This window comes from Neolewinella antarctica, assembly GCF_011927835.1.
GTDB lineage: Bacteria > Bacteroidota > Bacteroidia > Chitinophagales > Saprospiraceae > Neolewinella > Neolewinella antarctica.
In genome coordinates, this window is the sequence record NZ_JAATJH010000001.1 from 356829 (window position 1) to 380102 (window position 23274).

General features: G+C 56.4%; 15 protein-coding genes, 1 tRNA gene and 1 pseudogene. 3 read left to right on the forward strand and 14 right to left on the reverse strand.

Going from position 1 to position 23274, the window contains the following annotated elements:
• Positions 1-79: 79 nt before the first annotated feature.
• Together GGR27_RS01525 and GGR27_RS20505 are read left to right on the forward strand one after the other, a co-directional pair.
• Positions 80-352, forward strand: a complete 273-nt coding sequence (locus GGR27_RS01525) for a hypothetical protein (RefSeq protein ID WP_168035636.1) — start codon at positions 80-82, stop codon at positions 350-352.
• Between the two features lie 108 nt (positions 353-460).
• Positions 461-922 (forward strand): annotated as a pseudogene (locus GGR27_RS20505) (recombinase family protein); the annotation flags it as partial.
• A 1161-nt stretch (positions 923-2083) separates the two neighbouring features.
• Here GGR27_RS20505 and GGR27_RS01535 read toward each other — a convergent pair.
• The 12 genes from GGR27_RS01535 to GGR27_RS01590 all read right to left on the reverse strand — a co-directional run bounded on the left by GGR27_RS01535 (position 2084) and on the right by GGR27_RS01590 (position 17936).
• Positions 2084-2172, reverse strand: a tRNA-Leu gene (locus GGR27_RS01535).
• 220 nt (positions 2173-2392) lie between these two features.
• On the reverse strand, positions 2393-3088 hold the full coding sequence (gene mqnB, locus GGR27_RS01540) for a futalosine hydrolase (RefSeq protein WP_168035637.1): 696 nt from the start codon (positions 3086-3088) through the stop codon (positions 2393-2395).
• A 231-nt stretch (positions 3089-3319) separates the two neighbouring features.
• Positions 3320-6472: an ExeM/NucH family extracellular endonuclease gene (locus GGR27_RS01545; protein WP_168035638.1), complete on the reverse strand. Its 3153-nt coding sequence runs from the start codon at positions 6470-6472 to the stop codon at positions 3320-3322.
• Between the two features lie 146 nt (positions 6473-6618).
• Complete coding sequence (locus GGR27_RS01550; protein ID WP_168035639.1) at positions 6619-8253, reverse strand: TonB-dependent receptor; 1635 nt, start codon at positions 8251-8253, stop codon at positions 6619-6621.
• A 122-nt stretch (positions 8254-8375) separates the two neighbouring features.
• Complete coding sequence (locus GGR27_RS01555) at positions 8376-11531, reverse strand: tetratricopeptide repeat protein (protein ID WP_168035640.1); 3156 nt, start codon at positions 11529-11531, stop codon at positions 8376-8378.
• 171 nt (positions 11532-11702) lie between these two features.
• Entirely contained in the window at positions 11703-12194 is a 492-nt protein-coding gene (locus GGR27_RS01560) for an Lrp/AsnC ligand binding domain-containing protein (RefSeq protein ID WP_168035641.1), read from the reverse strand.
• A 28-nt stretch (positions 12195-12222) separates the two neighbouring features.
• The gene (locus GGR27_RS01565) at positions 12223-12828 is read right to left on the reverse strand and encodes a hypothetical protein (protein ID WP_168035642.1); all 606 of its coding nucleotides are present in this window, start codon (positions 12826-12828) and stop codon (positions 12223-12225) included.
• Between the two features lie 62 nt (positions 12829-12890).
• The gene (locus GGR27_RS01570; RefSeq protein WP_168035643.1) at positions 12891-13991 is read right to left on the reverse strand and encodes a glycosyltransferase family 4 protein; all 1101 of its coding nucleotides are present in this window, start codon (positions 13989-13991) and stop codon (positions 12891-12893) included.
• Positions 13988-15889: a RecQ family ATP-dependent DNA helicase gene (locus tag GGR27_RS01575; RefSeq protein WP_168035644.1), complete on the reverse strand. Its 1902-nt coding sequence runs from the start codon at positions 15887-15889 to the stop codon at positions 13988-13990. The genes GGR27_RS01570 and GGR27_RS01575 overlap by 4 nt, the downstream gene beginning before the upstream one ends.
• A gap of 34 nt (positions 15890-15923) precedes the next feature.
• Positions 15924-16298 (reverse strand): diacylglycerol kinase, encoded by a 375-nt coding sequence (locus GGR27_RS01580; protein WP_168035645.1) that lies wholly within the window; start codon positions 16296-16298, stop codon positions 15924-15926.
• Positions 16295-16561 carry a hypothetical protein gene (locus GGR27_RS01585; protein WP_168035646.1) on the reverse strand — a complete coding sequence of 89 codons (267 nt, stop codon included), beginning with the start codon at positions 16559-16561 and terminating at the stop codon, positions 16295-16297. The genes GGR27_RS01580 and GGR27_RS01585 overlap by 4 nt, the downstream gene beginning before the upstream one ends.
• 7 nt (positions 16562-16568) lie before the next feature.
• Entirely contained in the window at positions 16569-17936 is a 1368-nt protein-coding gene (locus GGR27_RS01590; protein ID WP_168035647.1) for a vanadium-dependent haloperoxidase, read from the reverse strand.
• 301 nt (positions 17937-18237) lie between these two features.
• Between GGR27_RS01590 and GGR27_RS01595 the strand changes: the two genes are divergently transcribed.
• Complete coding sequence (locus tag GGR27_RS01595; RefSeq protein ID WP_168035648.1) at positions 18238-20715, forward strand: DUF5686 and carboxypeptidase regulatory-like domain-containing protein; 2478 nt, start codon at positions 18238-18240, stop codon at positions 20713-20715.
• A gap of 91 nt (positions 20716-20806) precedes the next feature.
• Here the strand turns inward: GGR27_RS01595 and GGR27_RS01600 are convergent, their stop codons facing one another.
• Together GGR27_RS01600 and GGR27_RS01605 are read right to left on the reverse strand one after the other, a co-directional pair.
• The gene (locus GGR27_RS01600; protein ID WP_168035649.1) at positions 20807-21676 is read right to left on the reverse strand and encodes a ChaN family lipoprotein; all 870 of its coding nucleotides are present in this window, start codon (positions 21674-21676) and stop codon (positions 20807-20809) included.
• Positions 21677-21726: 50 nt separating this feature from the next.
• On the reverse strand, positions 21727-23256 hold the full coding sequence (locus GGR27_RS01605; protein ID WP_168035650.1) for an NAD(P)H-hydrate dehydratase: 1530 nt from the start codon (positions 23254-23256) through the stop codon (positions 21727-21729).
• Positions 23257-23274 lie beyond the last annotated feature (18 nt).

The following is a 23274-nucleotide window of genomic DNA, read 5'->3' on the forward strand; positions in this document are numbered from 1 at the left end:
GTGGCTGTTGCTGTCGGGTCTTTTAAGTAGAATATTAGTAAACATTATAATTATGCTTGTTACTCCAAACATTGTCAACATGCTCAAAATAATGGGTAAGGGAATGAACGCCAATGTTGCATTTCAATGTGCGTCAGCTCAATTCGATATAGGCACGAAAGAGAGATTGAAGAGTAATCTTTTGAAAATTGATGGGGTAAGGAGAGTCATCATTGATATGATAGATGCCGTGCATTACTCTGCTCATATTATTGCTGAAAGTAAAGTTGATAGAGAAGATATCAAGGCCTGTTGTGACTTGTCTACCGATGAAGGTGATACGGTGAGCTACGTCAAGACATATCTAGTTTAATCATGGCTATCGAACGACAATTACCACGGGCGACCACCGAACTTACCGACGAGCAAAAGCAACAACTCGACACGATGCTTATTTTGGCTTTTCAAACAATACTAGAAAATGAAGAGGGGTAACGCAATCAGTCTGGCGCGGGTAAGTGATGTTGATCAGACGAACAATACGTCGCTGGCGGCTCAGCATGATGTAAACCGGATGGTGATGGACAATTTGGGTTTCGACATCGTGAAGTGCTTTTCGGAGCAAATCAGTGGTGGTAAGGACCGTAAGACCGTCCGCCAGGCGCTGGCGTTCTGCAAGAAGTGGAACACGGCTAAGCGTCCGCAAGCGGAGTGGGTGCAGTACTTGGTGATCCACTCACTATCTCGCTGGTTTCGGGATACGGATAAATCCGGCCACTTCCGCTATCTCTTCCGTGAGCTGGGTGTAGAAGTGCAGGCGGCTACGGAATGGACGGACAAATCGAAGTCCGGTAGCGTAACCATGCGAGCGCTACGGGAAGGGATGGCGGAAGATGAGCGGTTAGAGGGCCAACGCAGGTCGCTGAAGGGTGTCTACTACACTTGGAAAGAAGGCTATCACCAGGGCGTGGCAATGCGAGGTTACCGGTACGTGCACGAATTGGACGCCCGGGGAAAGCGCATCTTTTGCCAGGATCCGGAACTGGCTCCGATCTACCGCGACGCATTCAGTATGGTGGCCGCCGGTGTGGCTCCGATGACGGTCTACCGCCAGCTTGGTGGTAAGGCTGTTTTTGGGGTTGATACTACATACTATAAGGCGCTCCGTAACTCCGTCTACGCTGGGATTAAGGAATATTCGAGCAAGCTAGTGGAGCTTCCGGACATCTGCGTTACGCTAAAAGTCGATGCCATTACTGACCCTCAGACCTTCGATATGGTGCAGGAACGCCTAAAAAACGCCGAAAAAGGCCTAAAAACGCCGACTTTTGACGATCAGTACTACGCAAAAGATAGTTTGAAGTGCGGGTGTTCGGCCTCCGTCACTCACGAATCGAGCAAGGGCCGGTCACTGGTTTACCACTATTATCGGTGCTGTGGTAATGCCAAGCACGGCCGCGTCCGTACAGATCGGGTACACGACTTTGTCGAGCGATTGATGCAAAGCCTGGTACTCTCGCCTGCGGCTATCGCCTACCTGAGAGAGAAAGCCGGCGAACGGGTGGATGGTATGGTGCAGGGTATCAACGAACGTATCCAATCCCTCACTAACTCCCTCACCGCAATGGAGGTCCGGCGAAAGAAAGCACTGCGCCTCCTAGCCGATGAAGTATTTACTGTGGACGACTACAACGAAATACGCTCCGACAGCGATAACCTCCGCGCGGAGATCGAACGCCAGCGCTTCGTCAAGGACAACCAACGCCAACTGATCCCCAAGGTGATGGCCCTACTGGGTAACCTGACGAACATATTCGACCGGCTTAATAACGGTCAGCGTGGGGCGATGCTCAAGATGTTCTTTCCGGCCGGGTTCTACGTGGCCTCCGAAAAGCCTAACGCCATCATCCACAGTTGTAGAACCGCCGAAATCAACAGCATCTTCAATCTATCAGGGTTGGCTATTGGTAGCGATATGGTGGAGGTATTGCACCTAAGCCCAGCGAATACGCAGCTTTCAGCCGACATAGAAAACCCGACCGGAGTAGTGTTACTTCGATCGGGTGGTGGGGTTGCTGGGGTAGATTCAGCAGCTTCCCCCGTGTGGTACCCGGAACGGGGGTCGAACCCGTACTTCCAATGCTGGAAACTGGATTTTAAGTCCAGCGCGTCTACCAATTCCGCCATCCGGGCGGGTTATGGGGCAAAGGTACTTGATTCTGTTGATTTGGGGAGCGGAATTCTGTTTTGGGTATTCAGATAATTTTTGGGCGCGGACGTCCCGACTGAGTGCGGGACTTGCTTTGGCCTCGCAGGTGCGGGGTTTTTTCGAGGATAGAGCAAAGATTAAAGAGAATAGACGTCGGAGCTAATATCAGTGCGGCTATGTGCCACTTAGGTGGGGTTCCATAGTCTATCGGTTTATGAAGCCGCCAATCAGTTTACCGAGTGCGTCGTTCAGCGTGCGAATCGCCAGTGCCATCTCCCAGCGAGAACGATCACGCGCCTCGACGTAATTACTGATCGATCGAATTTGCACGGGTACCATTCCTTCCTCCAAACAAGCCCGGAAGAAAGCCGCGCCTTCCATCGACTCAACCTGCGCCGTCGGCCAGCGCGTACGCAAGCGCATCAAGCTCTGCTCCGTTCCGGTCACCTGGCTGACTGAAATTCCTTCCGCCGACTTGAAGGGCGTGAGCCCCGTGCCCTCCGGCAGTTTTAGGCATTCATCCTGTCCAAACACACCGCCCGGCGGCAGTCCGATATCTCCCAGACTCAGCCACCGCCCGTCCCGTTCCTCCGCCCCCACGTCCCCAAAACACTCCGAAATAATCTGCACGACTTCTCCTAATTGGAGATTCCTATCGATGGCTCCACCAATCCCGGCCTGGATGGCCAAATCAGCCTTCCCACCCGTACCGATCCACCTGCCCAACGCAAAAGCCGTAGCGGGTAAGCCTACTCCGGTGAAGAATACTTCCACTTCCACAGTCGGAAACAGCAGTACGTTCTCCCGCGCGCCATCCGCCGCGGAGCGCAACCAGTCAAGCGTGGGGGCGATCTCGAAGGGCGTCGCCGCCGAGAGTAGGACGCGAAATGGTTTGTTCATAACTATTTCTTAGGTTGATAAATTGGGACCACGTAATAGTGTGAAATCAGGCGTTATTGGATGCATTTTTGATGGGGAGCTGCGTGGTCACAACCTCTGAAATGTAGCTACGCTGCGCTGGAGCGTTCATCAAATGTATAGCTGATCGCAAACAAAAAAGCCCCGCCGCCCAAGGTAAATATTTTACCAAAGACGGCGGAGCCGATAACGTTACCTCCATTAAATCGAGTCCTACCGACCGAAGAGCAACTTAAACACTTTCAGTTGACCGTCCGGCAGCGTCAAGCCAAGGAAGTAAATCCCCGCCGGCAAAGCCGTACCATCGACGTCGGCGGTTGCGTAGTCCACCCGACCGGTCTGAACGATCGAACCACCCACGGTGGTGAGTGCGTACACCGTACCGATCGGTGCTTCCGAAAGTCGGTAGCTACCGGCACCGGTCCGGGCAATGCGTACCGAATTAGTTGCTTCCACTGAAACTGTAACCGTATTGCTGATCGCAACTGACCCATCTACGGCAAGGGTCCGCAAACGGTACACATTACTGCCTACCGTAGCGTCCTCGTCCGTAAACGTGTAGGCTAACTCCACGTCACTATCACCAGCGGCGGTAACCGTGCCGATGGTATTGAATGTGTCCAGTATTCCCTGCCGTTGCACTTCGAAAGTGCTCGTTCCACGCTCCGCGCTGGTCGTCCACGCGAGCACCACGTCTCCGTCGACGGCTTCTCCGGTGAAACTGGTAATCTGCGCGGTAACGGAAGTACCGAGTTGAACGCCAACGACGACCGGATTGTGGTCGCTGAAGCGGTAGAAACTAGTGTCGTAGAGCATCGAATCTCGGTCCTCGGTGTTGTAGTCCAGTACGGTAGGCTCGCTGGCGTTTACTTCCCAGGGGGCTGCGCCGGTGACGAACGGGGCGAGCTCGGGGCTGGCCAGCGCGTAATCGAGGCTGCCCCATTCTCCGTCAAAGACGTAGGACGGGCGGCTACCACAGGGGAAGGATTCACCCGGTGCAAAAGCGGTAACCAGGTCTATGTACCCGGCATCGGTGAAGGAGATAATGGGCTCTTCCATCCGGTAAGCGTTCAGGTCGCCTATGACCAGTTGGGCGCTGACGCCGGTGCCAGTTGGGTCCGTAGCGAGCCAGGTTCTCAGCGTGTTCGCAGCCGCTACCCGGGTACCGTTGCAGGAGCCTGCTCCCCCAAGGTCGTCATCGCCATCGCCACAGGAGCCACCCTTGCTTTTGAAGTGATTGACTACCACGGTGATCTGCTCGCCGAGACCGCTATTGGTCGCTTCTATGATCTCAAAAGTTTGCGCAACCGGGACGCGGTTGCCACGAGCGAGTTGGATGAAAGCCGAGGCGCCTACCGTGTCAACTACGGCAGCGTCATAAATGAGTTGGACTTTGATCTGATCGGTTCCGGTTTCGTCAACGGCAACGGCGGTGTACTGCTTGCCGCAGCTAGCGTTGATGGCCGCGATGAGTGCCTGCGTCGTTTCGTTTGCCGTGTCGTTCTCAATTTCGACTAAGCCGAGTATGTCCGCGTCCAGTTCGCAAATGGCGGCGACGATCTTAGCCTCCTGGCGGTCAAATTCTTCCTGGTTGTCGGCTCCCCTTCCCGCTCTACCGAGCGTTGTGAAGTAGTTCAGGACGTTCATGCCGACAATTTTAAGATTCCCACCTACTTCCGGCGAAGTTGTGGGGCGTTCGTTCTCGGACAGCACGCCCGCACCCGTTGGCTGGAGCCGGTAGCCGGTGAAGCGTTCGTCGATGATGCCCGTTAGTCCGGTAAACACCGCGCCGGCGCGGAGGGTATTGGTGGCGGATAATTCGGTGCCATCAGGCAAGATGAGCGGGTAGACATTTGATCCGCTTCTTCCGTCGTCCACAATCAGTCGGCGTGCAGTTTGCTCGGCATTGTAGATTGCCAGCGCGTCAGCGTCCGGCGCGTTGCATTCGGTAAACTGAATGAGGCGCTGCCCCACGCTAACCTCGACTTCCCCGAAGCGACCGAGGCTGAAATTGTTGGTCACGTAAGCGGGCTGTGCCAAGGTGATCCGCATGCCCTCGACTGCTTCGTATACAGTATCACTCGTGAGCGGGAGGAACAAAGAGATCGTGGTCGGCAAACTGTTACCAATCGACTCTATCGAGATTTTGCCACCGGTCACGGTAGCATCTAATTGAGTGAGGCCACGATTCTCCTGAACCGCCCCGGTGACGGTAACGAGGTCACCGACGTTAACCACTACGCCCGTGTCGCCCTGGAAAATCCAGATGCCTTCCGAAGAAAGTGAATCGCCGTCGGCATCACTATCTTCTTCCTGCACGAAAAAGCCACCGAGCCCGACGCCCGAAGCCCCCTGGAAATCACCGACTACAACACCCCGAACGGAAGCAAACTGGCCCTCGGAAGGGCTAGACATTCCCGTACCCTGGACGGCGCTGATGAGCGTGAGGGTAACCGGCTCGTCGTCGATAATACTGATCGTTGCCGAGTCGCCTAGCGAGTAGGTACCGTCAGTTGCGGAATCCAGCGTGATGGTAATTGTCTCCACCGATTCCGCTTCGCTATCGTCAAGAACCTCGATGGGCAGCGCAAGGACCGTCGCTCCTTGTTCGAAAAAGATGCTTCCGCTTTTTGGGTCGACATAATCCGTCCCTACGGTAGCCGTTCCGGAAACAGTGTAAGTAATGGTAAGATCCGACGTGGCCGGTTCGCTCAGGGTAACGGTAAATCCACCATTCGTTGTGGGTTCCGCTAAATTATCTCCGGCCGCCACGGTAATTGACGGCCCGGCCGCGCCGGGTGTGTAGGAGCTAAAAGGTACGATTGTCGCGTATTCGCTGAGCTCCTTTCCATCCAGTACGTCGTTAATACCGACGTTTAACCAATTTTCGGGAGTCCAGACAACGTCGGGTCCGGTGCCGGAGACGCGGTAGATATAACTGTCCTGATAAAGGTTTACGCGCTCGCCGATCACGCCGCCGGCTTGGTCCACAATGGTTCCGTCGAGTAGCGTTACGGCAAAAATATCATCTCCAGTTCCCTGGATGCCGTTACCAGTGAGTTGGTTCGCAAACTTACCGGTCGACCCAAAGGCCGACTGGAAGTTTTCCACGCTCGTATTATTGACTACGTAGACAAATTCATCCGTGTACGTACCGCTCAGGGCGTCAGGGTTACCGGGCGCATCGCTTCCGTTAGCGTAGCGGACGAGTTGGTAAGCACTTAGATCAACGGTGCCGTCGATGTATAATTCTACGGCGCGCGGCGTGCCGCCTGCCGTGCCGTCCAGGACACCCGTCATTATGACTTGTTGGGCGGAAAGGGAAAAGCTGACCGCCAGGGTAAGCAGTAGGTAAAAATATCTCATGTATGAGGTTTGGTTTGGGAAAATAAAAAACCGGATGACGGTACGTTGAGCACGGTCATCCGGTTGTGCGCGCAAAGGTGGCAATAAAAGCCGCGCGGTATATTTACTTAAGGTTAAATCTACGGGGTAACCGGTAGAATGCTGCCCTAAAATTTTGCACTTACACCCACCAAAAGGTTGGTGCCAATTGTGGGATATTGGACAAAGCGTTCGCGCTTGTTGTTCAATAAGTTGTTAACCCGCAGCCAACCTGAGAACTGATCGTTGATCGAGTAGTCCGCGTTCAGGCTCAGATCGAAGAGGCCGTTGAGATTATCCTTGTCGCCGTTCGCATTTTGGTAGGGCAGTCCATTTTCCACGTAAAAGTCCGCCCCCGTCGTCAGCCGACCTTCCAGGAATTGGTAAGCGGCACCGACGTTCAGCGTGAAAGAGGGTAGGTGCCAGGGCTCTTCCTGATTTTCCATCGAGTAAAATCGCTGGGCGACGCTGCCGTTTACCCGTAAGTCAGCGAGCGGGTTCATGGTTCCGGAAGCCTGCAGGGTAACGATGGTAGCATCATCGTACACTACGTCGAACTTGGGGATCTCTTGCCTGCGGTCCAGTAAATACGTAGCGAGGTTGTCCACGTTTTTATAGTCCGCCTCAAGGCGGTAGTTGATGCCGGAGAATTGCCCGTCGACACCCCCGTAGAAGCGCCAGTATTCGGCCGTCTTGACCCGGAGGCGAGTATCCACCCACGGGTTGTAATCCGTCAACGTCCGCAGGCTATTGTTCTGCAGGTTACCGTCCCAACCAAGAAATCCGGCGAGCGTTCCGTTCACGAAGGGGGCGTGGACGCTGACGTTGGGGAACACGTCAAAATCATCTTCTTGGGTAGTGAGGTTAACACCGACTTTTAGCCGGTAGATGCCAGCAATTGGTGTCGTGAAACTCGGCATCAGGTAAAAGTTGGTGAGGTTCTGGGTACTCGTATCCTTGAAGGAAGTAAAGTCCGCCCGAAACTTGACGTCAAGCGGTTTGTCGTCCGCAATCCACTTCGTGGCACCGACGTGGATATCCACGTTATTCTCCCGCACCGCGGGGTCTCCGTCCATCAGGTACATGGAGATTCCCGCGGTGTAATCGATGTCCGCAGCCGTGCGTGTGCCGTTAAAAATCTCCGCGTCGAGGGAGAAAGTATTGAACCGCTGGCGCACGTCGTCGTCGGTGAACGTGAGTGGCTCTTCCCCTTCCGCCACGGGGGAGAAATTGTAGCCGTAGTAGTAACGGCTCTGCGTTTCGTACCCGATTCCGCCACTCACCGCGTAGCCCTGGTCGAAGAGGTAGGTTCCGCGCGCACCAAACTCGGTGTCGCTCGACTTCTGGTTTTCGACGTTGCCGTCGTTGTTGAGGCTGTGGTGCCGCGCAAACACGCCGAGTTCCGCATTATCGATGCCACTCATGTCGTAGCTCAAATCGGCGTAAAGGGCGTTAGGAATACCGACGCCAATGCTCGCGAACCCGTTCTTCGCATCCGGTGCTTTCTCCTTTGCGATGCCCCGCGGGCGAATCACCGGCGCGGGGTACTCAATCGAAATTGGCCGGTCGTTAACCAGGTACTGTTGCCGTTGGATGACCGTATCCGGCACGGGTGGGGTGGGGGTCACCTTCACGCGTTCGGCGTCCGATAATCGGGCGTTGAAGGTCGAAACGACGGTGACGTTGCTGTTGTCGATTCCAGTCTGGGCGGTGGCCGATCCGAAGAGGACAAGACCGCCGAGTAAAAGGGTGAAACGAAGCATGGAGTAGTATTGTAAAGCTGCCGATGAAGGAAAAGGCGGCATAAGTTTTAGTAGAAAGGTGCGCGGTCGCGGGTGCGAGGAAGTGTGCGGACGAGCAAAGGTTTTTCGCTCGCCGCCCGTGATCAATTTTGGCTAGTGTCGAGCTCCAGGTATCCGGGGCGCGTACTGGGTGCCGGGGCGGTGTTCAACCGGCTCTTCCCGTCAGCTTCCCTTTCCAATAACTGTAACTTCGTGCGTGCCTCCGCAACGAGGGCGGGGTCGCCGTCGTACTTGTCGAGCATCGCTTCCAGCACCGCCCGGGCGTTGAGTAAATCACCCTGCTCCCGAAAAATATCGCTCCACAAAATGACCGATTTAGCCACCCAGTAGGGGTACGCGGAGCTCTCTACGTTAGCCTCTTCCACGAGTTGCTGGGCGGTACTGAAGTCTCGACCCATAAAGTAAGTGTTGGCCACGAGGTAGCGGGCCTCCGCCGTCTGTTCGTCGTCCGAGTTCGCCTTGACCTGCTCGAAAGCCCGGCGGGCCGTAGCGAAATCCTGGCGGTCGTAAGCAATCTTACCCAGGTAGAAACTCGCCGTCGTCCGTTGCTTAACCGGGGCGGTGGGGTTATTGGCAACTTTGGTGGCGTAAGCCTCGGTTGCCTGTACGTTGTTTAGCCGGTAGGCTGACCGCAGCGCACCGATCTGGGCTTCGACCCGGTCGTCGTCGTTCTCGGCGGCTTGCTCGAACAGGCTGTACAGGCGGAAGCTCCTTTCGAAGTCCCGTAAGCTATTGTACGCAATCGTGCTGCCCTTGCGCACGGCTGGTAAGTAAAAACTACTCGGGCCCGCGGCAATCACCGCTTCGTAATCCGGCAACGCACGGTTGTATTCCCGCAGGGCGAGGTGGCTATCGGCCCGGTAAAAGGTAGCGGCCAGGGCATTGGTCGTGCGTGGGTACTGGCGGAGATAATTCGTCAGGGCCGGGACGGCGCGTTCGTAGTTACCGTTCTCGTACTGGCTTACCGCGGCTTTGTAGGAAATTGCTTCCCGCCCGTCCGCATCCAATTCCTGGCCCGGAATGGTGGCAAGGAATTGCAGGTAAAGATCATCGCGACCCATGTTGGTTACGTAGATCTCCTCCAGGGCCTGTTTGGCAACTTGCGCTTCCTTCGGGGTTGGGTTGTTGCTAAATACTTGTTTGTAGTAGTTGATCGAAGCCTCGCTCGTGCCGAGGTTGTAGCTCAGTAAGCCGAGTTGCAGTAAAGATTGGTTGACGAGCGGAGACTTGAGTTTGTAGTCACTCACGATTCTGCGGAGGGGAACCAGCGCCTCCTGTGGCCGACCCATATCACCGTACGTGAGCGCCAGCTGAAACAGCGCGTCGTCCGCGTACTCGTTGTCGGGGTAGCTCTGGACGAGTTGCTCGAGCGCCAAAATCTTGTCGGCGTTGCGGTTGCGCAGGCCCTCGATGATTGCCTTCTGGTAGATGGCGTATACGAATCCGTTCGTTTTCCGGTTGATCGCGTCGTCGTAGTAGCGCGCGGCCTGATCGTACTGATTGCGGCTGAAGTGGGCGTCGCCCGCGCGCAGTACGGCATCACCCAGCACCCGCTCCCGAATGTCCGCATCCGGAATATAGGCGATGTTCCGCTCGATACCGGTGACCGTCTTGACGAAGTAGTCCAGCGCGGCGGGGTAGTTGTTTTGCTTGAGGTAGTTGTACCCCTGGAGGTAATTACCGGTGTAAACACTCGCCTGGTCGGGTAAACCCTGCATTCCGGTCGCGAGCGCCAAAAACTGATTGTTGAGGTTAATACTTTGTGGGTAGTTGCCCTGTGAATGCTCGATGTCGGCCTTCCAGTAGAGGGCCTGGGCGCGGATTAAGGGATCGACCGGCTTAGCCAGGCTCTTATCCAAAAGAACCTTTGCACCCGCGGCATCGCCCATCTTTAGCACTTCGATACCCCGACCGAACGCGGCGCGTTGGTAAGCTTCCTGTAATTGTGGCGTCCGGTTCGGCATCTGCTCCAATATGTCGAGCGCGGCCTGGAAATCCCGGTTCGAACTGAAGATCTTACCGAGCAACTCCTGGCTCTGAATGTAGTAGCGGCTGCTGGGGCTAATCTTCTCGATGGCCGTCGTCGCGTCCGTCGGGTACCCCAATTCGTAACTTAACTTGGCGTAGTTGAACAGCGCTTCTTCCTGGATCTCCGGACTAAAAGTCTGGCGGCTGGCGGTACCGAACGAATTGCGCGCGGACGGCCCGTCGCCCTGGCGTAGCAGCACGTCACCCAGGTAATAGCTCGCTGACTGACCGACTAGGGAATTTTCCCCCGCTAACTCGCGGAACGACGTACCGGCCTCCTGGTACATCCCGAGTTTGTACTGCGTAAAACCTAACTGGTAGAGTTCTTCCGGTTGCATCCGCCGGTTACCCTGTGCGTAGGTTGCCAACAGCGGCAAAGCCTCCTGGTAATTCTTTTTCTCGAAGTAAGCCTGCCCCAGTAGCTGATTCATCTCTTTCTGGTTGCGGATGCCCGAACCGTTCACGAGCGGCGCGGCGTAGGCGATCAGCTCGTCGTAACGGCGCTGCGCGAAATAGATTTGCGCGAGGTAGTACGGCACGTAGAGTTGGTACTGCTTGTCTTTTTCCGCAATCTTGAACTGGCTGAGGGCCGACTCGTAGTTACCGTCGAAAAAGTAAATCATCCCGAGGTAATAGTTCGTCGGGTAGTAGAACTCACCGGGGTTCGCCTTACTGAACTGAAAATATCGCTTCGCTTCACTGAAATTCTTCTGCACGAAGGCGGAGTAGCCCAGGCGGAAATTCAGCTCGGCCCGCTGGTCGACCGTAAGTAGGTCCGCCGGGACGCGCTTGTAATATTCGGTCGCCTTTTCCAGGTCCCCCTCGTTAAAATAAAAGTTAGCGATCTCCAGCAGCGCGTCGTTAGCTACGGGCGCGGGCTGGTAGCGGCGCACGAAATCCAGGATGAGTTTCTCCCCTTCGATCTTGTCGAGCCGCACGGCGATCTTGGCGCGGTTTAGTTCGGCGCGGATTCGGAGTTGTTCCGCATCCGGCGTCTGAATGGGCAGCAGCATCTCGATTACTTCTTCGTACTCCCGCTGGGCCTTCGCCAGCAGCTCGTCGGAATAGTCCGCTTCGGCTATTTTAAAGATGCGCCAGGCTTCGGTGTACACCGTTGTGGACTGGGCGGAAATAGGGGTCGAAAGCAATAAAAGCAGACCGGTGAAGCCGGCGAGCAGGCTGCGTACGACCGGGGTGGGGGCGTAATTCATACGGGATAAACTGTGTTCTGTGGGTAGCTGAGTTGGCGTCGGAAAGTGGCGGCGTCGCCACCGGGGGCAAATATACCGGTTTGGCATTCGTCCGTCTTCAACCTGACATTTCGGGTAACGTTCACCACCGGGGTGCTTAGTGTCCGAAAAGGCGACAGGATTTCGACATTATCAGTCGCGGAGCTCCCGGAGGTCGTCCATGGGGATAATCTGCACGGGGCGATTGATGCTTTCTTCGAGCGACATGAACGTCTCCGTCCGCTGGATGCCTTCGTAAGCCTGGATTTTACCGAGTACGTCGCGTAGGTGCTCGGTATCCCGACACACCACCTTCAAAAATATGCTGTACACGCCAGTAAGGTAATGGGCCGAGACGATCTCCTGAATGTCGCGCAAATAGGCCGTCGCTGGCTGGTATTCACTGCTACTCTTTAAATAGACGCCGAGGAATGCCGTTACGTCGTACCCGAGCTTGGTGGGGTCCACCATGAGCGTCTGGCCGGTCACGATGCCGGCGGCGATCAACTTGTTCATGCGTACGTGGATGGTGCCGCCGGAAACGAAAAGTTTTGCGCCCAATTCAGTATAGGGGCGGCGGCTGTTTTCCATCAGCAGGGCCAGAATCTTCCGGTCGAGGTCATCCAGTTCGTAGGTGCTAGGCATGGAGGGAGGTTGTGACGTGCAAGGTAAGTTACTCGCCGATAGCAAGGGGCACCGCGGAAAATGGTAGTGCCCGGGGTTGGTCGCTCTCCGCCACGGTAACCGAGGTGCCCGCGGGCATACGCTTACTGATTTCCACTCGTAGTTTAAGGTCATAATCTCGGTTGGCTTCCGGTGTCTCCATCCAGAGGACGTATTCTACTTTTTGGGCGCGGTCCCGATTTCTATCGGGAGTGCAAAGTTGGTGGGCGACGGACCAAAACCAGTAATTCGATTCCGGGTTAGCACTCACCCGGGTTCGGTACCAGATGAGTAACCTTTTGTGCCAGGAGCGGCGGAGGTAAGTATTCACGATCTTGATCAAGCGCACGCTGTCGGTGAATTTCTTTGCGATCTGTTGGGCCAGGACTTCCGGCGGTTTGCGGTTGGCGCGGTATTCCTTACTTCCTTTCCGCCGGGGCCGGTAGTTCTTTACTTCGATCAACCACAGTCGCTCGTCGGGGCTGATGGCGATGAAGTCGACGCCCTTCAACCCGTGACCGCTCAGGGATTGATAAGCCCGCGTTCCGTCGAAACTGCGTACCGTCCAGTCGTCGGGAAAGGTGAACAGTAGGTCTGATTCTTCAAAGGTTGCCATGGAGTGGTTAATGGATGACCGGCGGTAATCTTTACGTAATTGATCAATCGTACAAAAATGATTTAGCGTTTGGGTTTTTGCAGTGAGGACCAGTAATTCAACAACACTTTTTCTTCCCGTTCCCAGCAAAGCTCGACGGCCGCCCGTTCGTTGGCGCTCTTCAAATCACGGTATAGATCAGCGTTGCGGGTTAGTGGACTTACCGACGCCACCAGGGCCGCGACGGTGAGTTCGCTAATCAACTGGTAACAGCCGTACCGGTCGGTGAGCGCTCGGTACTCCGGGAAATCCATTTGCACCGACGGGACGCCCGCCTGGACGTAATCGAGTGCTTTATTGGCCAGGCTGTAGTAGTAACTCGGGCTACGCGCTTCCAGGAGATTTAGACCCAACCAGGCCTGACGGGTGATCTTCGGTAGCTCGGCCGGTGGTACGAAGCCGAGAAACTTCACCCGCTCCGGCGCTCGCAAATTAGCCCTGCACCCGCGCAGCGCGCCCTCCTCCGGGCCACTGCCTACTAACCACAACTCACATTCTGGTAACCCGTCCATGGCCGCAATGGCGACTTCCAACCCACGACCAGGGTTAAACATGCCTTGGTATAGAATGATTTTCTTATCGGGTGTCGGATTAAATGCAGCTTTATTCCTAACCGGAAGATTGCGCACGGTCCCGAACGGAAACCCGTAGTCCTTAGCTAACTCACCGGCCAGCCGCGGGGCAACCGTGTACCGCAAATCCGTCCGGGGCATCAACATCTTTGCTAGCCCCTTCCAGAACCCCCTGATCAGCGGCCGGTCCACCACCTCCGGCGTCAGGTGAAACCACTCATGCGCGTCGAACACCAGTAGTTTATCGACGTGCCGGGTCAGGGCTGCCCCCGCCGCCAGCGTGTCGACGTCCACCGAGCAAATCGCGTCGAACGGGCGGCCGCGCAGATTTAGCACCAGCCGCCAGTTGTATTCTAAATAAAGCATTTTACCCGCCGTGTAACTACAGGGAATCCGTAGTTGGCGAAAGTCACGCTCCGGCAGCGGAAGACTAGTGCTGAGCTGCCGACCGACCAAGGTCACGTCGTGGCCGGCGCGCGCCAGGCTGGTGCAGATGCGGTCCATCCGCTGGTCCTGAGACAGGTCGTTGATGACCGTACAAATAATTCTCACGGCCGTTTTAGTTGATCGCCCTGCCGGATGACGAGACCCTCCCGTAATAGCCGCTCCAGCGCCTCGGTCGTCGTTGGGCGGTGAACGTTTCCGTAGGCGGTGATGACCTCTTCGACTTTAAGATTACTCCCCTCCGTCAGCTTTTGCTGGATCATCGTGTACAGCGCCCGTGGCGTGATGCTTGCCGTAGAAGTTGTCTGCGACCGACATACGTCACAAATGCCGCACGGTACGGCATCTGCCTCCCCGAAGTACTGGAGAAACAGCACGGACCGGCACGTGAGGTCCTTAGAACAGTAAGCAATCATCGTTTCGATGCGAATTTCGTGGCGGTCCTTGAGGAACTTGTAGGCTTGCTGATCGATGTGCAGGTGCTCGGGTTTCACGCGGTTCTCCAGAAAGATTACCTGCGGGTCGTCCTTTTGTGGGAAGTATTCGACTACTTCGCCGGTCGCCATCGTCACGAGCGTGCGTTGCAGTTGCTGAATGGGAACTTTGAGGAAATTGGCCAGCGCACCTTCGTCGATTCTGACCGGCTCCAGAAAGGATCCGTGGGTGGTCCGCAGGATGGTCTTGATGAGTTTCTCGGTGTGGCGATTTTTGATTTGGTAGTCGTACAGTCGTTCCTTCGTGACCAGGAAGCGAATTTTAGCCGGCTGGTGGACGGCGTCGGTCAGGAGAATGTAGCCGGCTCGTTCCAGTGCCTTCAGGCCGGCTAGGGCGGGGCGGACGTCAAATTCAAATCGGTTAGAAAATTCCACGACGTCAAAATCATACGCCACCCCTTCCCCCACGCCGGTCGCGATCTGCAAATAGCTTCCGAGGGCGCGGTAGACACGGCGGATCTCCGCTAAATCAGGGAAGCTGTCGCGCCAGTGTTGCCGCAACCGCTCTCCGTCACCGTCACCGTAGAGCATGATGCCGTAGGACATCTTCCCGTCCCGCCCGCCCCGTCCCGCTTCCTGAAAGTAGGCTTCCGGACTGTCGGGAGGCCCGTAGTGGATCACGCTGCGCACGTTGGGCTTGTCGATGCCCATCCCGAAAGCGTTGGTCGCCACGATTACCCGGAGGTCCCCCCTGATCCAGGCGTCCTGGCGTTCGTCCTTTTCCTTCGGTTCGAGACCGGCGTGGTAGGAGGCCGCATTGATCCCGTTACGACGGAGCAGCAAGGCCAGTTTTTTTGTGAGCCCGCGGCTGCGGACGTAAACGATGCTGGAACCTGGTACGCCTTCCAGCACCTTCAGCATCTGCCGCTCCTTACCCCCCGGACGGCGCACGACGTAGGCGAGGTTATCGCGGCCAAAGCTCTGCTGGACGATTAGTGCGTTGGGACGAAACTTGAGGTTCTCCTGAATGTCCAGAACTACCTCGGGCGTGGCCGTTGCCGTTACCGCAATCACCGGCACCCGCGGCAGCGCCTCCCTGATCTCGGCGATGCGCAGGTAGGGCGGCCGAAAGTCATAACCCCACTGGCTAATGCAGTGGGCCTCGTCGACGGCGATGAGTGATACGTTCATCTTCGCGATCCGCACCTGGGCCAGTTCCGTGCGGAGGCGCTCGGGGCTTAGGTAGAGTAATTTCGTTTTACCGTAGACGGCATTGTCGAGGATGCGGTCGATGTCCTGGTGGCGCAGCCCACTGTAGATGGCTTCGGCGATGATGCCACGTGCTTTAAGTTGCCTTACCTGATCCTTCATCAGCGCGATCAACGGACAAACGACGATCGTGACGCCCGGTAGTGCGACGGCCGGGACCTGGAAGCACACTGATTTCCCCCCGCCGGTCGGCAGGAGGGCCAGGGTGTCCCGACCCGCCATGACGGCATCGATGATCTCTTCCTGGCCGGGCCGGAAAGCGGGGTAACCCCAGTATTTTTGTAGTACTTCGGTGGGCGTCAAAGCTGCGGTGGTGAGGCCACGAAGATAGCCAATTCTAGCCGTTCAGCAGGGCGTCACCGATGAGTAGGATGGCGACGACGCCGGAAGACATCGAAGCGAAAAGGACCCCGGCGGCGGCAACGTCCTTGGCTTTGCCAGCGAGGATGTTGTAGTCGGGCGAAACTAAGTCGACGACGTACTCGATCCCCGTATTCAGCGCCTCGGCGCAGAGCACCATGCCCACGCAGATAATCACGACCGTCCATTTCCAGAGTGGAAAGTCGAGTACGGTGCACGCGATCATCATGAAGACGAAGGCAGCCAGGTGAATTTTGGAAGGCGCGTGGTTAACGAGGAGGTCGTAAGCGCCCTTGAAGGCGAAGCCAAAAGCCGCCCACCGTGATCTGCAAAAGTTGATAAAGTCGTTCATAAGCGCATCCACTCGAATCCCCCCCGCAAAACCACGTAAAGAACGAGGGCAGAGGCCGGGGCGAGCCACCCGGTCGTGATGTACCGGTAATACGCTTTTGCTACCCGGCTGGGTTCGATCAATTCCACGATTAAACTAACTACCCAAATGAATCCACAGATCGAGCCGATGATCATGGCGAACAACATTCCCGCGTATTCGTCGAGCACGAGGCAAACCAAGTACAAAACCGCCTGGGCGAGAAAAGCGAGCACGTAATTCATCCGGTGCTTACTTTTTGGAGACAACTGCCTTACCGCCCAGTGTGGTGAGTAAGTGGTTGCCAACTTGTTCACCCTGGATGAGCCCCTCGGTGATGGCCGGTAAATAGTGAATGCCTCCGTACAAGCGACTGATGGCGGCCTCCTCGCTAGCTTGCAGAAAGCTTGTATAGTTGCGTACGGGGAGGTCGTATTCTACTTCGGAGTCGTCGGCGTACGATAGGTCGTCGCCGTAGAGATCGGTCAAGACGATGGCGCAGGCCCGGCTGACGACGGAGTGGCCGGAGGTGTGCTCGGGGAAGGGCGGCGTTTGGAGGAGTGGTGCCCAGTCTTCGTCGACGTTCTCCTGAATGTAGGTTTCCGGGCGGACGAGGTTGGAGCGGTACTTTTCGTCCCAGCAGGCAATGAAGCCATCGTGCATGGCCATGGCGACCTTGGCGTAGGCTTCGACCGCCGTCGCAAAATCAGCTTCGGCGACGCGGCTGGCAATTGCCGCAATGTTGATCCAGTGACCACCGGGCGTAATTTTCTTGGTGGCGAACATGGCGTGGCCGACGTGGTGGCTCACGTAAGGATTGCAATCCCAGAATTTAGCGATCGCGATGCGTTCGGCGCGCTCCGCTTCGTCCTCCACCTTCAGCGCATTATAGACGATCTGGACGCCTTCGTTCCAGGCGGAATTTTCCTCGGCGCTGTAGGGCGTGGGCGGGGCGGGGGTAAATTGATCGGGGCTGGTAAGGGTAAAGGGGCGGACCTTGGCCCAGCTCGGTTCGATGCCGTCCATGTAATCGGGCGGGGTGGGCTGCCACTTCGACGGGTCGCTGGTGATCGAGTACTTGGGGAAGGTGCGGGTCTGCTTGTAGAGGTCACCGTCGGACCAGGCGATGATGTGGTCGGCCACGGCGTTGCCGTAGTTGATTGAGTTGGTTATGACTTCTTTCGGTACGCCGATTTTTTTTACGTCGGCCATTAGTTCCGCAAAAAAAGTCTCGAGCTTTTCCTCACTGAAAATCAGTTGCTTTCCTACCTTATGCTGGGCGGCGATGGCGGCGAGTTCGTAGCTAATCGTGGCGTCTTGCGGAGGCGTGGGCGCGGGTGCCAGGTGGGTAATGCGGCCGGCTAATGACCCCAAATCATCGGACCCCGCCGCCAGGGCTTCGTAGCCGGCAATGCTGGAGTACGCGTAAATACGGCCGGCAACGGGCGGGGAAAAGATGTCGTGCACGATCACGTCGGTTAACTGCTTGACGGAACGGTGATAAAATTCCGGGTCCGCTATCTCTTCAGCGTAATTGGGGTTGACCTCTTCGCCGCAGGAAGGGACTAACAGAAAAATTGGAAGCAAAAGAATGGTGACGAGTCGAAAAGTAAACTGCATGGGCGGAGCACTTTGGCTGTTTGATCGACCGACCAAGCCGTTGCGTATTCAGTATAATCAACGGCCGTTCGGTGTAACCACAAAGATAGGGAACGGCACCAGGTTGCCGTCCGGCCTGCGTTTCGCCTCGTCGGTCGCCAGGGCGACCCTGCGCTTAACCAATTCACCCGGCACCGGCGACCGCGCCCCACCGCCCCCTTAGTGCTAAACCTCCGTTAAACCCGACTAACCGGTGTACTTAATCAGCGTGTCGTGTCTTTAGGTAAGCGGAACCATTTGCGGTTTCCACCACTAGCAACACATGAAACGCATTTTACTAAGTCTGGCCTTGCTCTGCGCTACGCTCGCCGCTACCGCCCAAACCGTCAGTGGCCGGGTGAGTAACGAGAACGGCGAAGCGGTGCCTTACGCCAACATTTTCGTGCAGGAACTGGCGACGGGCACCATCTCGGACGATGACGGCAACTACACGTTCAGTTTCGACATCGAGGGTAGCTACCGACTGATCATCTCCAGCCTGGGCTACGAAACGAACAAGACAACCGTTATTGTCGGTGCGGAAGACATAGTCGTCGATCTCAACCTCCTCAGCTCCAACGTACAACTCGAAGAAATTACCGTCCGCGCCAACGCAAAAGACCCCGCCTACGGCATCATGCGCAAGGTCGTGCAAAACAAGGCCCGCCACCTCCGCGCCGCCGACAGCTACCGTACCCAAATCTACGTGAAGGCCACCGAAGAGATCGATCGGAAAAAGTCTACTAAAAAACCAGACGTCGAAGTCACGGACACCGGCGTCCCCGATCCCTTCGCGGCGGAAGAACGGGCCAAAAAGGAGCTACTGTCCAGCCTGAACCTGCTGGAAATGAACCTGACGCTCAATTTCCAGCAGCCCAGGAGTTACAAGGAGGAGCGCACCGGCCTGGAGAAATACGGCGATACCCGCGGGCTCTTCGTCCCGAACTTCGGGGAGACCGATTTTAATTTTTACCGGAACATGGTGTCACTCAAAGGCATCGCCGACGCTCCCGTGATCAGCCCCTTCAGCAACACGGCCATCTTGTCCTACAAGTTCGAACTACTGAGCACGGACCTCGTGGGCGGACAGATCGTCTACAAGATCAAAGTCATCCCCCGCAAGGAAGGCAACAGCACCGCCGCCGGGGTGGTGGAGGTAAACCAAGGTTCCTGGACGATCAACAGTATCGATCTGCGCTTTTCCAAGTACGCACTGAAATTCTTCGACGACTTTCGACTCCGCCAGACGTACGCCCCGGTGGGGGACAGTCTCTGGATCGTGCGGGAGCAAGAATTTGACTACTCGGCCAAGCAGGGTAAGAAGCTGAGCTTTAAGGGTAAAACCACGCTGAGCTACACTAATTACGAACACAACTATACCTTTCCGCCCAAGTTTTTTGGTAACGAGATCGCCGTCACCACCCGCGAGGCGTACGAACGCGACAGTTCTTACTGGAAAGGAAACCGCACGGTTGCCCTGACGCGCAAAGAAGCCGAACTCGTCCAGCTACGCGACAGTATCGAGGCGGTGACGAACAGTGAAGTGTACCAGGATAGCATCCAGGAGCAGTACAATAAGGTGAAGCTGCTGGAAGTCGCCTGGGACGGGGTGGGTTTTCGCAATAATGCCAAAAAACAGCACTTGTACCTTGGGCCCCTCGCTTCTCTCATCGACTTTTCGCCCGTCGGCGGCTGGCGCATCGGCCCTTATGCCAGCTACCAACGGCGCTACGCTTCCGGGACCATGCTGAACGCTTCCGGTACGCTAAACTACGGGTTTGAAAACCAGGACGTGCAGGGTGACGCGCACCTCTGGTACCGCTACGATGCCTTCAAACTGGGTGACGTGTCTATCTCCGGTGGTCGGAGTTTCGAGTCGATCAATCAGTACGACGCCTACCTGAACCAATTGCGCCCGTCTAATTACATTTTGCAGGATGCCGCGCGCATCAGCAATAAAATCGAGTTGGTGAACGGGCTATTCGTCTTCAACGAGCTGGATTTGAGCCGCCGCCAGCCCCTGACGGGTTTAGATACCGATTCCTTTCTGGAGGACGTGGTCGGCGACCGGGATGAATTACTGGACTTTGAAGCCTACGAAGCCCTCATCGCCACTACCGTACTGAGCTACACACCGGGCCTGAAATACCTCCGGGAGCCGGACCGTAAGATCCGCTTGGGGAGCAAGTGGCCGACTTTCTCGTTCATGCACAAGAAGGGTATCGACGGCGCGTTGGGTAGCGATATTGACTTTGATTACCTGCGGTTCTTCATCGATCAGAACATCATCCTGGGTGCCCTCGGTACCACGCATTACGAAGCTCGGGTGGGTAAATTTATCAATACGAACGACTTGCGCTTCGTCGACTTCAAACGCTTCCGGGAGTCCGACCCGCTGCTGATGTCCGACCCAACAAATTCGTTCCAGTCGTTGGATACCTCCCTGACGACCTCCAATCTTTACCTGGAATACCACCACATTCACCACTTCAACGGGGCGCTAATCAACAACGTGCCGCTGCTGAAAAAGACACGCATCAAGACGGTCGTCGGTGGCGGTCTTCTGTACCTGCCGAAAGAGAACTTCCGTTACCAGGAACTATTCGTAGGCGTGGAGCGCGTTTTCAAAGTCGGGGCGCGGCGACGGTTGCGGTTGGGCGCCTACGGCGTGCTGGCGGACGCGAATAATGCAGCGCCGACGACGTCCTTTAAGGTAAGCTTCGACCTGATCGATCTGTGGAAACGCGACTGGTCCTTTTAATAGGGACTCGTGTTCGTGGGCATCGCAATCGGTAATCCTACGCCCAGAACTGTTTGTTTTCGGAAAGATCAGACATCACGGGTATCAGCACTTAGTAGGTCTTGGTCATGATGCTGGGTACGGCAAAGATGTAGTCGGCCCGCTCATAGTTTTCTTCCGTAAGATCATCTACGGACTCCTGCTCCACGACGCTGATGGTCAACACTTTTAGCGTCGGTTGATATTGCCGTAAGTACCACACGATACCCTGGCGGAAGTCAGAATGAAAGCTTCCGTTGAGGTGAAATAAGCGCCCACCGGGATGAATCGCTTCGGTTATCCGCCAGGCCATCGTAGCGTCTTTAATCGCCTGGGCCTTGGGGAAATTCGCCCCGCCGTGGCCGCCGCCCATCATCTCCAGCATTTCTTGGTACGCTTTGAGGTCGGGATCGTAAGCGATGGGGAGCTCGGGAAACTCGGTGCCGGCCATTGTGCGCTCGGCTTCTAGCCCTTCAAAGCCTTCGCTAAACACGATGCGGGCGTACTTGCGGGGAACGTTGGTGCCATGTACGGCCACGTCATTAGCGTGGGCCCACCGGATGATCGGTTCGTAGTCGGTGGCAAAGTTGTTCCACAGCCCTTCCCCCACTTTATCCAGATCGGCGGCTTTGATCTTATCCGCCAGGAAATCCTCCAGCGCGGCCTGCTGATCGGTCTCGAACATTTCCAGCCCGAGCGCCAGGGGACGGTTGTCGACCGCCGCGACGTCGCGGATAACGACGTTCTGTAGCCAGTGGCCGAGGGCGTCGTTGTGGGCTTCACCGAACAGGATCACGTCGGCGTCTTCCACCGCTTTGATTAGCTTACGGTACTTCTTTTCCTTGCCCTTGGCGTCAAAGAGATTGTAGGCTTGGGGGAGTTTTTGGGCCATGAGGAGTTGGCTCGTCAGCAGGAGCAGGGTAAGTGGAAAAAAGCGGTGCATGTGGGGTAGGGGAGTAGGTGCGGCGCAAAGGTCGGTAACTAGGTGCGAAGCTAGTTTCGGACCCGCGCTAATTCCTGATACGCAGCGCCGACGTGGTTGACGACATCCTCGGCGAGCAGGAACTCCTGAGACAGTGCTTCGGCGGCCAAATCCCCGGCCAGCCCGTGGAGATAAACGCCGAGCGTAGCGGCGGTAGCGGGTTCGTAACCTTGCGCGAGCAGACCGGTGAGGATCCCCGTCAGCGCGTCACCCGTCCCCGCGGTGCCCATGCCCGGGTTACCGGTGGTGTTGACGTAAATCTTACCGGTAGGCGTGGCGATCGTCGTGTGATTTGTTTTGAGGAGGATGACCAACTCATTTCTCTTTGCGGCTTCCCCCTGCACCCGCCACCGGGCAAAACTATCCGCTGTTTTTCCGAACAACCGTTCGAACTCTTTGGGGTGGGGCGTTAAAATGGAACCTTTGGGGATCAGGGCAAACAAGCTGGGAGACTGAGCGATCAAATTCAACGCGTCGGCGTCGATGACTAGGGGCTTGGCGTAGCGCGTGAGCACATCCCGCAGCGCCGCGGCGGTCAATTGTTCCGTGCCCAGGCCAGGGCCGATGCCGATTGTTGCATACTGCGAAAGATCACCCACTCCCGTCGTTTGGTACCAGTGCGCATCGACTGTACACATCGCCTCCGGAAAACTGATCTGCATAATTTCGTAACCACTCCGGGGTACGTGGCACGTTACCAATCCGGCGCCCGCGCGGAGTACCGCCCGCGCCGCGATCACGGCCGCCCCCATCTTGCCGAATGACCCCGCGACGAGCAGCGCGTGACCAAAAGTTCCCTTGTGGTCGCTGTTGCCCCGTTTCTTTACGAGCGTAGCCACGTAGCCTTCCGTCAACATCTGATTCGGACGAATGTCTCCTTCCGGCCCCACGTGTAGCACGGTTCGTACCGACGATAGTTTGAATTTGACTAGCGACATCTCGCCGACGTAAACTGCGTTCTCCGGTGCGAAAATCGCGACTTTGGGGTAGCCAAGCACGAATGTGTGATCCGCCATAAATACCGCACCCGTCGCGGGGCCATCAGCCGGCAGACCACTCGGTACGTCCAGTGCTACGCGTGTGATGTCTTCAGTTTCGTTCCACCGTTCGATCAGTTCCGCCCAGTAGCCCTCGAGGGGTCGGGACAGTCCCGTGCCGAGCAGCGCGTCGATGAGGATGACCCCGGGGGCGGGCTTGGGGAATGGATTTCCCGCCCGTAGTAGCGTAAACGGAAAGTCGAGTCGCTTAGCTGCGTTGAAATTTGCTTGATTATCGGGACTTCGTTTGCCAAACTCCGCAGCGACGACGTGGGTATTGTAGCCCGCACGGTGCAGTTGTCGGGCGGTAGCGAACCCGTCGCCGCCGTTGTTGCCGGTTCCGCAAACGATCAAAATCGGACCGGAGGACGGCCGAAATTGCTTGCAAAATGAACCGGTGAATGCCGTGACCGCCCGCTCCATCAATTCCAGACTGGTGATGCCCTCCTCGTGCACCGTCATCTCATCCAACGCCCGTAGCTGCTGGCCGCTCAGGATTTGCATGTGGGAGGGATTTACGCC

What these genes read in the sequence shown, in the direction of transcription:
- GGR27_RS01525 (WP_168035636.1), top strand. Translation starts at nt 80, where the DNA reads ATGCTCAAAATAATGGGTAAGGGAATGAACGCCAATGTTGCATTTCAA.
- mqnB (WP_168035637.1), bottom strand. Translation starts at nt 3,088, where the DNA reads ATGAACAAACCATTTCGCGTCCTACTCTCGGCGGCGACGCCCTTCGAG.
- GGR27_RS01545 (WP_168035638.1), bottom strand. Translation starts at nt 6,472, where the DNA reads ATGAGATATTTTTACCTACTGCTTACCCTGGCGGTCAGCTTTTCCCTT.
- GGR27_RS01550 (WP_168035639.1), bottom strand. Translation starts at nt 8,253, where the DNA reads ATGCTTCGTTTCACCCTTTTACTCGGCGGTCTTGTCCTCTTCGGATCG.
- GGR27_RS01555 (WP_168035640.1), bottom strand. Translation starts at nt 11,531, where the DNA reads ATGAATTACGCCCCCACCCCGGTCGTACGCAGCCTGCTCGCCGGCTTC.
- GGR27_RS01560 (WP_168035641.1), bottom strand. Translation starts at nt 12,194, where the DNA reads ATGCCTAGCACCTACGAACTGGATGACCTCGACCGGAAGATTCTGGCC.
- GGR27_RS01565 (WP_168035642.1), bottom strand. Translation starts at nt 12,828, where the DNA reads ATGGCAACCTTTGAAGAATCAGACCTACTGTTCACCTTTCCCGACGAC.
- GGR27_RS01580 (WP_168035645.1), bottom strand. Translation starts at nt 16,298, where the DNA reads ATGAACGACTTTATCAACTTTTGCAGATCACGGTGGGCGGCTTTTGGC.
- GGR27_RS01585 (WP_168035646.1), bottom strand. Translation starts at nt 16,561, where the DNA reads ATGAATTACGTGCTCGCTTTTCTCGCCCAGGCGGTTTTGTACTTGGTT.
- GGR27_RS01590 (WP_168035647.1), bottom strand. Translation starts at nt 17,936, where the DNA reads ATGCAGTTTACTTTTCGACTCGTCACCATTCTTTTGCTTCCAATTTTT.
- GGR27_RS01595 (WP_168035648.1), top strand. Translation starts at nt 18,238, where the DNA reads ATGAAACGCATTTTACTAAGTCTGGCCTTGCTCTGCGCTACGCTCGCC.
- GGR27_RS01600 (WP_168035649.1), bottom strand. Translation starts at nt 21,676, where the DNA reads ATGCACCGCTTTTTTCCACTTACCCTGCTCCTGCTGACGAGCCAACTC.
- GGR27_RS01605 (WP_168035650.1), bottom strand. Translation starts at nt 23,256, where the DNA reads ATGCAAATCCTGAGCGGCCAGCAGCTACGGGCGTTGGATGAGATGACG.